The organism is Chitinophaga rupis, from assembly GCF_900109685.1.
Classification (GTDB): Bacteria; Bacteroidota; Bacteroidia; order Chitinophagales; family Chitinophagaceae; genus Chitinophaga; species Chitinophaga rupis.
This window is the reverse complement of sequence record NZ_FOBB01000012.1, coordinates 174920-187882: the sequence shown is the minus strand read 5'-3', so window position 1 is coordinate 187882 and position 12963 is coordinate 174920. Positions and strand designations below refer to the sequence as shown.

Genomic DNA, 12963 nt, shown 5'->3' with positions numbered 1-12963 from the left:
ATACCGTTACACTTTGTAAAAATCTGTGAACGGCAAATTGGAATCCGTAAAAAGCAGATATTATAAACTCCAGGATGCGCCATCATCCGGCACGCTGATCTGCGCCTGCAGGTTGTTGGCTTCAATAGCGGCTTTAAAATCAGGTCTTCTCTGATAGCAATGGTTCACCGTTTCCAGATGTACTACCTGTATAGGCGCTTCTGTAAATTGCGCTACCGCCAGCACATCGTTGATGGTCATGGTAATGGGATCGCCCTGTACAAACTGCGCCCCGCCGCCGTTTACAATAATGTGGGTGGGCAGGTGGGTGGTAATGGCATCTTCTACATCACTGCACCAGATGGTATCCCCGGTAAGATATAAACGCTGTTCGCCGTATGTAAGCACAAAGCCTGAAACGGTTCCCATTTTCTGCCCGATCTCGCCGGTGCCGTGCTGCCCATTGGTGCGGTGAATGGAAATATCGTTCCAGATGAAATTACTTTCAATGGGTTGTACACGGGTAAATCCCTGCGATTGTATCAATGCTACATCAATAGGCTGACAAAAGATGATCTTGTCTTTTGCGATCTTTTCCTGCGCCGCAGCATCCCAGTGATCGCGATGGGTATGGGTAATAATAACGGCGTCTATATCATTTAATAAAGTGGCTAATTCAGTATCGGAAAGGGGGAGGTCTACCAGGGGAATGCGGTCTTCGTTAGCGGCCATAGGTACGGGGTCCATAGCAGCTCTTTTGCTGAGCATAGGATCTACGAGTATGCGTTGATTATTGATGGAGAGGAGGAGGGTAGCATGGCGAAGAAGCTGGATGGTAATGGTAGACATGGTAACGGTTTTTTGATGGGATAAATATAAGGTGATAAGGCCTTAAAATGGTGTTTTTTATTTGGTGGCCAACCCTACACCTTTATCCACCCCTTCAGCAACATGCCTAATGAACTATACGCCAGCTGATAACCCTGCGGCATTTCATCCAGCAGGCTGTGAAATGTTACTACCCGCGTTCCCGCCGGTTTGCTGTCCAGCGCCAGGTACAATGCACGGGCATTAAAGTTATACATCCCTTCAGAATAATCTACTTCATCATCTATGCGGTCATCAGATTCAACCAGGTGCTCATAAAAAGAATTGTAAAAATAAAAATGATTATACGGGGTTACATCCAAACGGGTAAAATCACCATGTATAAAAGTTACGTTCTCCACACCGGTCAGCGCCTGTGCTGCTTCCGCATGCTCAATCAGCTCCCGGCGCTGTTCTATCCCGTAAAAATGTTGATCCGGACAGGAGAAACCACCCACCAGGCAAAACTTGCCCACACCGCTGCCAATGTCCAGGATCTTATCACCTGGTTTGGCTGCCAGGAATTGCGCTGCCTTTTTTGCTACACCCAGCGGAGTCCAGTGACGTTTGGATAATTTCCGGATACGCTCCGGGTAAATACTATCAAGATCCGCATTAGATGAAAAATAATGCGCCTGCTCTGGGTCAATCATTTCACCGTTTTTACTTTTTCCATCACAAAGTTAATCCCAAAAAAATAAATTAGCGAGTACATAACGGCATGGCCCCGTGTGGTAATAACATAGAAGATCAGCTAGCCCTCTTTTCATGCAGCAGCATATTCACTGCATGTTCCAGTGAGCCGGCGCGGATCACTTCACCTGCATTCACAAAAAAGATCTCATCTGCATTTTCAATGGTGTTCAGCCGGTGTGCAATGATCACGCGGGTAGTAGTATCCGGCAGCTGTTGTAAGATCTTTTCCAGCAGCTGTTCGGTAATGGTATCAATGTTAGCGGTAGCTTCGTCTAATATTAAAAGCTCCGGTTTGCGCAGTACAGCGCGGATAAAAGCGATCAGCTGTTTTTGCCCAAGGCTTACTGCATCTCCGCTGGTTAGTATCTTAGTGTCCAGTCCCTGTTCAAAACGCGCCAGCAGGCTTTCCAGGTGAGCTTCTTTTATTACTTCGCTCAGCTGCTCGTTTGTCATGCCCACATATTCTGCGTTGCCAAACAAAATGTTATCGCGCAGTGTGCCACTGAACAGGAAAGGCTCCTGTAATATAAACCCGATCTTGCTGCTGCGGGTAGCTGCTTCGTAAGTGCGGATATCCTTACCATTCAGGAATACCTGTCCTTCCGTAGGATCGTACAGGCGTGCTATTAAGGAGGCCGTAGTGGTCTTACCACCGCCGGTTGGTCCTACCAGGGCATAGGTTTTACCCTGTTCCATGGTAAAGCTTACGTTGTGCAGTACGGGCGGACTATCGGGATAACGGAACTGCACGTTCCTGAATTCCATAACGGCCGTGTTGTTGCTTTCCGCTGCAGTGGCCAGCAAAGGCAGGTCAGATTGCAGGGTAAGGATCTGTGAGATGCGGTCCCATCCGGCCAGCGCTACCTGGAAGTTGGCCCACAGCACAGAAAGCTGGCGTATAGGATTATAAAAGCTAGTTACATATGCAAAGAAGCTGATGAGCATTCCAATAGTGAACTGCCCCGTGGATACCAGGTAAATACCGTACGTAAGCACGGTCAGCTGCGCCAGCTGCGCGCATAAGCCGAACACCGGCATAAATACGTTGTTGGCCATGCCAGCACCAATAGCAGTACCGTAGTTCTGCTTATTCACCTCATCAAAACGTTTCCGGAAATAATCCCGCCGGTTAAAGGCTATGATCACTTTAAAATTGTTCAGGCTTTCCTGGATCTCCGCACTCATGCTGCCGGTGCTTTTCATGTTGGCGGCATTTTTTCTGCGCACCCAGGGCGAGATCAAACGGGTAAAGATAAGTAGCGATGCGGCAGGTACCAGCGCAGCCCCACCCAAACGCGGATGAATAGACAGCAGGAAAATACCGGAACCCGTCATCAGGAATATATTGCTCACAAACTGCAGCAGATACTGCGAAAAGAACTGGTTCACCTTATCCGTATCATTATTGATGCGGGAAATAAGATCACCGGTTTTGTTCTGGTTAAAGAAAGCCACAGGCAGCTCCTGCAGCTTGGCAAACACCGCATTCCGCAGGTTAAACAGCATACGCTGGCCTATACCGCCCATCAGGCGGGCCTGCAGGTAATTGGCTACAAAGGCTGCGGTATAAACCAGTAACAACAATCCGCAAAAGAGCAGCACATTGCTGTATTGATGGTTTTGTATAAAATGATCGATCGTATAGCCGATAATGATAGGGCCTGTAAGGTTTAATCCTGAGCTGACGATAATAGTAAAAAATGCCAGCATCAGGGTTTTCTGCTCCGCCGCCAGGAACCGGAATAACTTTTTCAGCGCCGAAAAGGTGCTGGTTTTCTGTGCCGGATCAGCGGTGCTATTTAGATTGTAATTCATAGTGATTGGTGCTGCGTTGTGATTGATAGATCTGTACATATTCCGGACAGCTTTGCATCAGCGTTTCGTGGGTGCCGGAAGCCACAATTTCGCCTTCCATCAGTAATATGATCTGATCATAATGCTCAATGGAGGCAATCTTTTGCGTTACGGATACCAGGGTAAGGTCCGGGTAATACAAGGACAGGTTTTGCAGGATCTGTTGTTCGGTGCTACTGTCCACCCGCGCGGTAAAATCATCCAGCAATAAAATTTTCGGATCAATGGCCAGCGCACGTGCCAGCATAATACGTTGTTTTTGTCCGCCGGAAAGGCTGGTGCCGCGTTCAGATACCATGGTTTCCAGCTGCTGCGGCAGCGCATCGGTAAAGTCTTTCAGGGCAGCAGTGGTAATAGCGCGTTCCATAGCATCTGCCGTTACGCTGTCATTGAACGCAATGTTCTCCCGCAGGCTGATGTTGAAGATAATGCTGTCCTGGAACACCATGCCTATCTGCTTGTGCAGGGAATCACGGTTATAGGTGCTCAGCTCATGCCCGTCATAAAAGATGGTACCGCTATCCGGTTTGCCAAGATTGGTGAGCAGGTATAACAGCTGTGTTTTACCTGCGGCTGTTGGGCCAATGATGGCTGTTTTTGTACCGGCTTTTACGGAAAAGGAAATATCCTTTAGTACCGGTTTTCCTTCATACTGCAGGCGCAGGTTTTGTACGGTAATGTCGCCGCGGATAGCTTCCGTTACGGTACCGGTTTCCACGGCATCCGGCATGGATAATACCATCTGTACGCGCTGGTAGGCAGCCGTGGATTGTGCGATCACGTTACTCATAATACCGATCAGCACAATGGGAAAAATGAGGATGGCAAGATAGCTGTTAAAGGCGGCCAGGTCGCCCAAGGTCATGCCGCCGCTGATTACAAAATGCCCACCCAGCGCCAGGATGGTTACAATGGCTATACCGGCAATAAAAGAGATCACTGGTATCAGCAGGGCATACAGCCGCATAATGTCCAGGCCAATGTTCCTGGCATCTGTATTGGCGGTATAGAACTTATCGTATTCCAGCAGCTGTGCATTCAGCACCCGTATAAGGGCCGAGCCCAATATGCTTTCCGTGATCACTTTATTCAGCCAGTCGGTGGTAGCCCTTACTTTCAGGAACAGCGCCCTCATTCTGCCAAATACCATTACAAAAGTTATCGTGATCATCGGGATGATCATAAGCACGGCCAGGGCCAGCTTCCAGTTGATCTCCATTAATAATATAGCGGCGCCTATGATAATAACCACGGAAGATGCAATAGAGGATACGGCCTGTGAAATGAACAGCTTTACCGTATCAATATCCGCCGTGAAGTTGGTGAGCAATTTGGCCGGGTTACTTTCCTGGATCTGTGCATAGCTCTGTCCTGATACTTTTAACGCCAGCCGGGTACGCAGGTCGCGGGCCACCCGTTCAGAAGCATAGGTTTGAACAATGTTCTGCAGGTACGTAAAAATGAAAATGAGCACGCTGGCGCTGGCAAAGTAAATGAGAATAGGCTTATATACCAGCTGCCCTTTGCCAAAGGAATCAATCCCGTAGGCAATAATGCGGGGTATGACCAGGTTTAACCCATTGCTGAGAAGCGCCAGCAATACCAGCAACAGCACCATTCCCCGGTAAGGCTTAATAAGGGCAGCTATTTTGGGAGGCTTGTTTCCGGCAGGTGTGGCAGTTCCGTTGGCTTTTTTCATAGTTGATCTGAATGAGGGTACTAAGGCATGACGGATTAACCGGCAATTATATTTTAAAAGTAGAAAAATATTATGGGTTTCACCGCCCCTCAAAGTTGTTATCTTGTAATAACAATGCCTTTTATGCGTATTATTTGTTTGATATTATGCTTTTACGGTAGCTGGCTAATGGCTCAGCAGCCTGTGGATACCGGTTACATACTCCTGCAGCCCATGCAGGTATTTGACGGCCACACCCTGCAAAAAGGCTGGCAGGTGCTGGTAAAAGGGAATACCATTGCAGCTGCCGGCCCGGTGGGTTCTTTCATGGTACCGGCGCAGGTGCGCAGCATTGCCCTGCCGCAGCAAACCTTGCTGCCGGGGTTAATAGAGGGGCATACGCATATGTTCCTGCATCCGTATAACGAGCTTACCTGGAAAGAGCAGCTGCTTACAGAATCCCGGGCAGAAAGGGCTATACGCGCAGCAGAACATGCAAAGGCCACCCTCATGGCCGGTTTTACTACGGCCCGCGACCTGGGTACAGAAGGCGCCGGGTATGATGATGTAGGCCTTAAACAAAGTATTGCCAAAGGCGTAATACCCGGCCCGCGCCTGCTGATTGCCACCCGGGCTATTGTAGCAACAGGCAGCTACGGAGTTAAGAACGAAATGGCCGACCTGGAGCTGCCCAAAGGCGCGGCAGAAACAGATGGTAAGGAAGGCATGATCAAAGAAGTACGCACACAAATAGGCCAGGGTGCAGATGTTGTAAAGGTGTATGCGGATTACCGCTGGGGCCTGGATGAGCAGCCGGCTCCCACTTTTAGTATAGAGGAATTACAGGCAGCCGTGGAAACAGCTGCATCCAGCGGGCGTTATGTAGTAGCCCATGCCGGTACAGCAGAAGGTATGCGCAGGGCTATCCTGGCGGGCGTACATACCATTGAGCACGGGGATATGGGTACGCCGGAGATCTTTCGCCTGATGAAAGAAAAAGGCGTGGCGCTGTGTCCCACCATTATGGCAGTAGAAGCAGGCGCTATGTACAAAGGCTGGCGCCCGGGTATTGATGCGGAACCGGAACGTGTGGTGCAGAAACATAAAAGTTTTAAAGCAGCCTTACAGGCCGGCGTTACCATTTGTGCCGGTGGTGATGTGGGTGTGTTCTCACATGGTAAGAATTACCTGGAGCTTGAAAAGATGGTGGAATATGGCATGCCCACAGAAGCCGTGCTGCAGGCTGCTACCAGCGGTAATGCGGAAGTTATTGGCTGGGGCGCTAAAATAGGCAGTATCCGTAAAGGTATGCTGGCAGATATAATTGCAGTAAGCGGCAACCCGGTAGCTGATATTAAAGCGCTGGAACAGGTAAAGTTCGTAATGAAAGATGGAGTGATCTATAAGCTATAACAAGAACAGGGAAAGCAAATACACCACCAGCAGTGTTACTAATCCCATCCATAAGGTAGCAATGGAGTATACCTTTAACATGATTCTCATTTCCAGGCCGGAGAATTTGGAGATCACCCAAAAGTAGGCGTCATTGGCATGGGAAAGCGTCATAGAGCCGCCGCCCAGGGCCAGTATGCACAAAATGCGGCCCATATCGCTGTCTAATCCTAACGCCGGCAATAACGGCTGCACAATAGAAGCGGCCGTAATAATAGCTACGGTAGATGAGCCCTGCGCTGTTTTCAGCAAAGCGGCTAACAGGAACGGGAACACGATGCCAAAGCTGCCCAGGGGTACGGCTGCGCTTACATGCTCCCCGATCTTTGCGGCAGCCAGCACCGCTCCAAAAGCGCCGCCTGCACCAATGATCACTAAAATACCACCTGCTTTTTCAGCAGCTTCTCCCAGCAGCTTACCGGTAGTGGTTTTGTTCCAGCCCCTGCCGCCTGCAAAGGCCAGCAGCACACCTACGGATAAAGCCAGCACAGGGTCGCCCAGGGTATGAAAGAAACGTAATGTACCATTAGTGGTTTTCTCAATATTGGTAAAAGCGCCTATGGCAATCAGCAAAATGGGGACTGCTACCGGCAAAAAGGCCAGCCATACCGGTGGTGCAGGGCTGTTAGCGGCTTCGGATGTTTCCGCCTGCTGCACCACGGGAATTTTTTTACCTGCATAATGCGCCCACCAGCCGCCTGCAATGGCTGCAGGAATAGCCACGCCAATACCCATCAGCATTAGTTTTCCAAAATCAGCGCCTATGGTGCCTGCAGCGGCAGTAGCGCCGGGGTGGGGCGGTATCAGGCAATGTACCGCATACAAACCTGTGGCCAGTGATACGGACATAATAACTACGGAAATGCCTGTACGTTTTGCCAGGGATTGGTTTAACCCGCTTAATACAATGTAACCGGAATCGCAGAAAATGGGCAGACCCACAATAAAACCTGTAAGGCTCATGGCCACAGCGGCATACCGTTCTCCCACGATCTTTAATATAAATGCTGCCATTACCCGGGTGCTGCCGGTATGTTCCAGCAGCACACCCAGCGTGGTGCCCAGCACTATAATAAAACCCAGGGATTTCATGATGTTGCCAAAACCATCTTTCATGGCGGTAATAATATCTGCTACAGATAATTGTACCACCAGGCCGGTTACAAAACAGGCCAGGAACAGTGCAAACAGGGCATGTACGCGGTATTTGGCTGTAAGCAGTATAATAACGCCAATGCCTGCCAGTAGTGCAATTAATACCTGTATCAGATCCGTGGTCATGCGTGGGTGGGTTTAGTCACACAATATAACAAAACCACTTTTAAACAGTACCCTGCCTTGCTACCATGGAACGGTAATGTTTATACAGCACGCTGTAAATGATCATTTCATAACGGCGCTGCGCCATATGGAACAAGCGGTTAATGTGCATGTGCAGCAGATCGCCTGCCAGCTGTTGTAAGGCCGTGCTGTTACGTTTTTCCAGCAACGGCGGCAGCAGGTGGGCCCAGGCAGGCTGGGGGCGCGTATTTTGCAGCAGCTGTTGTATTTCAGCGGTATGCTGCCGGTAGTACTGGTTGTAAATTTCCTTTTCTTCCCTGCCGGGGTTAAACTCCCGTTCAAAAGCATCCTGGTGATGCGTTACAAAAGCCAGCTTTTGCGGCAGGGTAAAATGGAATAAGGTCAGCAGGTCATCCGCATACTGCAGGGCGCTGAACAGCAGGGAAGGAGTTTGTGCATCATCTGTGTGCTGTTGCAGCAGCTGCAGCACATCCGTACTGTCTGCATAAAAAAGCTGCTCAATAGCAGTAATATCTGCTGCGCCATAACGTTCCAGCTCCCGGCAATAGGTATCTGTTTGCACTTTCCACACAAAATGGCTTTGTATGGCATGCTGCAGCGTGGTTTGCAGGTGGTGGATCACTGCGCCGGTATGTATAATATTGGTGAGGTGAAACCGTACGCGCAGGTGTGGTTCGGGATCCTGGTAGCGGATAAAGAACCAGCGGTCGGCCAGGCCATGCAGCAGGAACAGCTCTGCGGCTGCGGCAATAGTATGCTGCAGCAGCTCATTGGCGTAATGCGTGCTGCAATACAGCTTAAAATATAACCACTCCGACCCTACAGCAAAATGCCGCTCCGGCAGGGTAACGGGTGTTTGCAGCACAGGATCATTGGCGGGCGTTTCATTTTTTACTACTGCAATGATCTGGTGGGCGTAAGGTTTGTTGTGCTCATCCTTCACAGTGCCGGAGGCGTATAGGAATTCTTTCAGCACTATTTGCTGCTGGTCTTTAATAGCGCTGATGAAAGCCTGTACGCTGGCTATATCTTCCTGGTCTACCAGCAAGGCCTGGTCGCCATTGGCCAGTACAAAAAAGGGCGGCAGCTTCCATTTGCTGGCAAACAGGTAAAAGGCCGCAGCTCCATCGGGCTGCAACAGGTCTTTATAATGTTTTAAGGACAAATGCCACTGCGCCGGGCAAAGGATCACCTCCCGGTATTGCACGCGCGGAAAAAAATGTATACCCGGTAACGTTATATTCCATGAAAAGCTGAGCGCTGTTTGTTTGCCCTGGCCCTGCAGCTCGCCCAGCAGGCGGTACAGCGGCAGGGTATTAAATACATAGTTATGCGCATTGTCTATACGCGGCAGCACATTTTTTTCATGCTGGGGCGAGTAAAGGATCAGCTCTTTGTTTTGCAGGGTTATGTACAGGTCTGCTACAGACAGCTGTCTTTCCGGCGGCAGGGAGGAATGTGCCAGGTAAGGTATTTCCAGGCAGCGCACGGCAGGGTGCTGTAAAATATTCCCTGTCCTGTCTTCCGGTAAGTGTACTACAGAGCTTAAGATGCTGCCTGGGTGGCGGCCCTGCTCAAAGGTATGTATAGATTGCAGCAGTGCGCGGATGGTGGCATCCGTATGGCCAAAACGCCCTATCAGCGTGCTGCCGCTGGCGCCGCCCGCATTTTCCATTAAGATAGTATTGCCATCATTCACAAAGCTGAACATCACGGAAAAAGTAGCGGGCAGGGGCTGGAGTGTAATTTTTTTACGCAGCCCATTGATCTCTGCATCTGTAAAAGTTACGGTGTAGTCGTCACGTTTAAACGCCTGTAATAATTTTTCTGTGATCAGTGTTTGCACCTTTTGCCGGTCAGGCGTATCCTGCGCAGCGTTGTTAGTGGAGGCACTGGCGGCAAAGCCCTGCAGGGGTTGCCCATCCAGCTCAATGCCACCGCCCCCGTTGGTAATAATGCCAGTGTCGGGGTCGATGATATGCGTAAGGGGCACGGGTTCAGTATCATAGCGGCTGGCAAAAACAGTTTTTAGCTGCTGCAGCCAGGGGCTGTCTGTTTGCCCGGCGCATAATACCTGTAACACTTCCAGTGCTGCAATAATATCTTCCTGCAGCTGCTGGTGCACGGTTTGTTCCCTGCAACCTACCGTGCCATCCAGCTGGAACAGCCGGTTTTCCTGGAAGCTAAAGCCTGCGGTGTTCAATTGGTTGCCTATGGCTTCCAGCGCGGCGGGCAAATAACCGGCAGCCGGCGCTTCCCGCAGCTGTTGCTGCAACTGTAATAATTGCTGTAAGTAATGGCCGGTCAGGGCATCCGGGTTGGCTGCGTGGATGGGTTCCAGTATGCGGATGATGCGGTCTAAATAATCTACACCCGTTACCTGGAAGTGCAGGTTGCTTTCCAGCAGCTGTGATTGTATCAGCGCTTCCAGGTATTGTTCTGCTTCTGCTGCGGGCACCTGTTCCCGCGCAATAATATGATCGCGCAGCATATAAAAAGCAGTTTCCTTTTTCCCGCACAGCGCAGCTAAGTGCATGAGCAGCGGCGTGGCAGCTACAGCGCTCACCTGGTATTTGCGCTGGTTGTTTTCCAGCTGGTATTCATAATACCGGTATTCATTACCTACTTTATATACAGAGGTATTAAAGCGGTAGTGCAGCTGGTGGCGGATGGCCTTGTGCTGTTGCAGCTGCTGTACCAGCGCGCACAAAAAATCCACATCAAAGCGGATGTGCCGCTGCCATTTACTACTGTCTAAAGTAATACGTGTGTCAGCGCCCCACTGCAGGGTGGTGCAGCCGGAGAACAGGCCAAATGGCGTAGGCCTGCTGCGCATACGGTTGTAGTACTTGGTTAGGCTGTTCTGCAGTTTCTGTTTTTTGGAAACATCTGTTCCACCTGCCTGGTACTTGCGGCATTGCTCGTACAATACAGGGGAGGCCAGGTGAATGGCTTCCATAAAAGCAGCGTCGTTCAATAAAGTGGTTATGTCCGGCGTTATGGCAGTATCCTCAAATGGTTTAGCAGGACACCTGCATAACAGTGCCGGAAAAAAGGATAGCCCCATACACTATGGTTTTGATTAAATAGGCTTCTTATTCCCTATGATCGTTTGTTTCAGCAGGTCAAAAAATGCCTGCCGGTAGGTTTCGCTTAATGGTATGCTCTCTTTTACATTCTTCAGAAATATCTGGTTCCCCTCAATAATTTTTATTTTATCAATAGATATGATGTAGGATTTATGTACGCGGATGAACTGGTCCTTAGGCAGATCGTTGTCCAGGTCTTTCATATTCAGCAGGGTCATCACCTGCTGCTGCTCTTTGTGGATCGTTACATAGTTCTTCATGCCTTCTATGTACACGATCTCATCCAGCTCTATTTTTTGCAGCTTATTCTTGGCATCTGTTTTAACAACAATGTAGTTTTTTGTTTGTTTGGTTTGATTGTCCTCTTCTGCAAAGGTAAGCTGGTTCATGGCTTTTTGCACGGCTTTCAGAAAGCGGTCGAACGAAATTGGCTTCAATAAATAATCCAGCACTTCGTACTCAAAACTTTCCAGCGCATACTCTTTAAAGGCAGAGGTGATGATGATCCTGGCCTTGCCTTTCATGAGCTTAATGAAGTCCATGCCGGAAAGCTGCGGCATGTGCATGTCAATGAAAATAATGTCTACATCCGTTGCTGTTATAGCGTTCAGCGGATTGTTGTAGGTGCCCCTTAGCTCCAGGAAAGATACTTTTTCAATGTAACTTTTCAATAGGTCTATGGCGTGCTGTTCATCATCTATTATAATACAAGATAGCATAACAGAAATTACAGGTTTAGGTTAAGGGTAACAGTGTACAAATTACTATCCTCTTCAATATCCAGTTTATATTGATCGTTATTATACATCAGGTTTAATCGTTTCTTAACGTTGGCCAGGCCAATGCCACCGGAAATTCCTGATGGGAACGGTACTTTTTTCTTGTTCCGGATAAAAAAATGCAGCTGGCCGTCGTTCATGTAAATGTTTACCTGTAGCGGATGTGCGGCATCCTGCAGGTCTCCGTATTTAAAAGCATTTTCAACAAAGGTGATCAGCAGCAGTGGTGCTATTCTGCGGAACTTAAACTCCACCGGCTCGCCGATCTTTATTTCCGTATACAGTTCGTTATTAAAACGAAGCTGGTGTATTTCTACCAGGTTAATAATATGCTGGATCTCTCTTTCCAGCTCTACTTTTCCCTCTTCATCATGGTTATCCAGCGCATAGCGCATAATGTCTGACAGCAGCATTACGCTTTTGGATGCCGTGGCAGAAACCGTTCTTACCTGTGTGTAAATAAAACTGAGTGTGTTGAACAGGAAGTGCGGGTGTATCTGGTAGCGCAGGTAGCTGAGCTCTGTACTGAGGATCTCCTTTTCCAGTGAGGCCTGGCGGCGGCTTTCCTCTATTCTCAACTTATCCAGCTTACGGAGCTGGCGTTCTTTGGCAATAGTGTTCAGCGCAAGATAGTAACCATAGCTTAACGATATAAAATAAATAAAACGGAATACCCGTAGTAATATAAACGACTTTATAGTTTGTATGGTATACAGCGTAGGAATTTCGTGGCTTTCCAGGTTATGGGTGATCATGTAGTTCAGCGCCAGGTACAGCACACAGAGTAAAAAGGTGAGCAATACCAGCAGGGGTGCCCTTTTGCGGCCAAAGGTATAGGGGAGTATGAGGTAGGTATTTACATAAAAAATAAAAGCATTGAGGATGAAAAAGATAAGGGTAGAGAACAGCGTAACCTGCGAAGGTTCTATGATCATTACAATGCCGTTCTCATAGAAAAAATACAACACCCATACCAGGATATGCAGTCCCAGCCTGTTTATAAGGCTTTTGTGCCGCGGTTCATCAGGAATTATTGTTGCCACATCGGTCATGTGAGGAGGAAAGGTGTTTTATATAGAAAAAGGGGATTTCGTGTAATCATCAGGCAATCTTATGTAATTAATTTTTGTTGCTGCCATGTTCTGTAGATATTTGAATTGTAATTACATGGCACGGTAAAAAATATGGTTAAACACATTACAAACGTTTCTTTATGGAAAACTTATTTAGAACCACAGGCAAATTGCTCTTCGAAAAAAGAGTAGTA

General features: G+C 48.6%; 9 protein-coding genes. 1 reads left to right on the top strand and 8 read right to left on the bottom strand.

Annotated features, from left to right (window positions below; all coding sequences use genetic code 11):
• Positions 1 to 60: 60 nt before the first annotated feature.
• The 4 genes from BMZ54_RS30515 to BMZ54_RS30500 form a co-directional block, all read right to left on the bottom strand.
• Positions 61 to 828, bottom strand: coding sequence for an MBL fold metallo-hydrolase (locus tag BMZ54_RS30515; RefSeq protein WP_202909400.1), 768 nt, complete (start codon positions 826 to 828; stop codon positions 61 to 63).
• Positions 829 to 902: 74 nt separating this feature from the next.
• On the bottom strand, positions 903 to 1499 hold the full coding sequence (locus BMZ54_RS30510; protein ID WP_089920731.1) for a class I SAM-dependent methyltransferase: 597 nt from the start codon (positions 1497 to 1499) through the stop codon (positions 903 to 905).
• Between the two features lie 97 nt (positions 1500 to 1596).
• On the bottom strand, positions 1597 to 3357 hold the full coding sequence (locus tag BMZ54_RS30505) for an ABC transporter ATP-binding protein (protein WP_089920730.1): 1761 nt from the start codon (positions 3355 to 3357) through the stop codon (positions 1597 to 1599).
• The gene (locus BMZ54_RS30500) at positions 3338 to 5095 is read right to left on the bottom strand and encodes an ABC transporter ATP-binding protein (protein ID WP_089920729.1); all 1758 of its coding nucleotides are present in this window, start codon (positions 5093 to 5095) and stop codon (positions 3338 to 3340) included. Before BMZ54_RS30500 ends, BMZ54_RS30505 begins: the two co-directional genes overlap by 20 nt.
• A gap of 123 nt (positions 5096 to 5218) precedes the next feature.
• On the opposite strand from BMZ54_RS30500, the gene BMZ54_RS30495 reads away from it, so the two are divergent.
• On the top strand, positions 5219 to 6487 hold the full coding sequence (locus BMZ54_RS30495) for a metal-dependent hydrolase family protein (protein WP_089920903.1): 1269 nt from the start codon (positions 5219 to 5221) through the stop codon (positions 6485 to 6487).
• Here the strand turns inward: BMZ54_RS30495 and BMZ54_RS30490 are convergent.
• Genes BMZ54_RS30490 through BMZ54_RS30475 form a run of 4 tightly spaced genes read right to left on the bottom strand, consistent with a single transcriptional unit; the run spans position 6482 to position 12739 of the window.
• Positions 6482 to 7807: a GntP family permease gene (locus BMZ54_RS30490; protein ID WP_089920728.1), complete on the bottom strand. Its 1326-nt coding sequence runs from the start codon at positions 7805 to 7807 to the stop codon at positions 6482 to 6484. The genes BMZ54_RS30495 and BMZ54_RS30490 overlap by 6 nt on opposite strands.
• Before the next feature lie 40 nt (positions 7808 to 7847).
• Entirely contained in the window at positions 7848 to 10895 is a 3048-nt protein-coding gene (locus tag BMZ54_RS30485; RefSeq protein ID WP_089920727.1) for a lantibiotic dehydratase, read from the bottom strand.
• Positions 10896 to 10910: 15 nt separating this feature from the next.
• The gene (locus tag BMZ54_RS30480) at positions 10911 to 11636 is read right to left on the bottom strand and encodes a LytR/AlgR family response regulator transcription factor (protein ID WP_089920725.1); all 726 of its coding nucleotides are present in this window, start codon (positions 11634 to 11636) and stop codon (positions 10911 to 10913) included.
• 8 nt (positions 11637 to 11644) lie between these two features.
• Complete coding sequence (locus BMZ54_RS30475; protein ID WP_162277719.1) at positions 11645 to 12739, bottom strand: sensor histidine kinase; 1095 nt, start codon at positions 12737 to 12739, stop codon at positions 11645 to 11647.
• Positions 12740 to 12963 lie beyond the last annotated feature (224 nt).

What these genes read in the sequence shown, in the direction of transcription:
- BMZ54_RS30515 (WP_202909400.1), bottom strand. Translation starts at nt 828, where the DNA reads ATGTCTACCATTACCATCCAGCTTCTTCGCCATGCTACCCTCCTCCTC.
- BMZ54_RS30510 (WP_089920731.1), bottom strand. Translation starts at nt 1,499, where the DNA reads ATGATTGACCCAGAGCAGGCGCATTATTTTTCATCTAATGCGGATCTT.
- BMZ54_RS30505 (WP_089920730.1), bottom strand. Translation starts at nt 3,357, where the DNA reads ATGAATTACAATCTAAATAGCACCGCTGATCCGGCACAGAAAACCAGC.
- BMZ54_RS30500 (WP_089920729.1), bottom strand. Translation starts at nt 5,095, where the DNA reads ATGAAAAAAGCCAACGGAACTGCCACACCTGCCGGAAACAAGCCTCCC.
- BMZ54_RS30495 (WP_089920903.1), top strand. Translation starts at nt 5,219, where the DNA reads ATGCGTATTATTTGTTTGATATTATGCTTTTACGGTAGCTGGCTAATG.
- BMZ54_RS30490 (WP_089920728.1), bottom strand. Translation starts at nt 7,807, where the DNA reads ATGACCACGGATCTGATACAGGTATTAATTGCACTACTGGCAGGCATT.
- BMZ54_RS30485 (WP_089920727.1), bottom strand. Translation starts at nt 10,895, where the DNA reads ATGGGGCTATCCTTTTTTCCGGCACTGTTATGCAGGTGTCCTGCTAAA.
- BMZ54_RS30480 (WP_089920725.1), bottom strand. Translation starts at nt 11,636, where the DNA reads ATGCTATCTTGTATTATAATAGATGATGAACAGCACGCCATAGACCTA.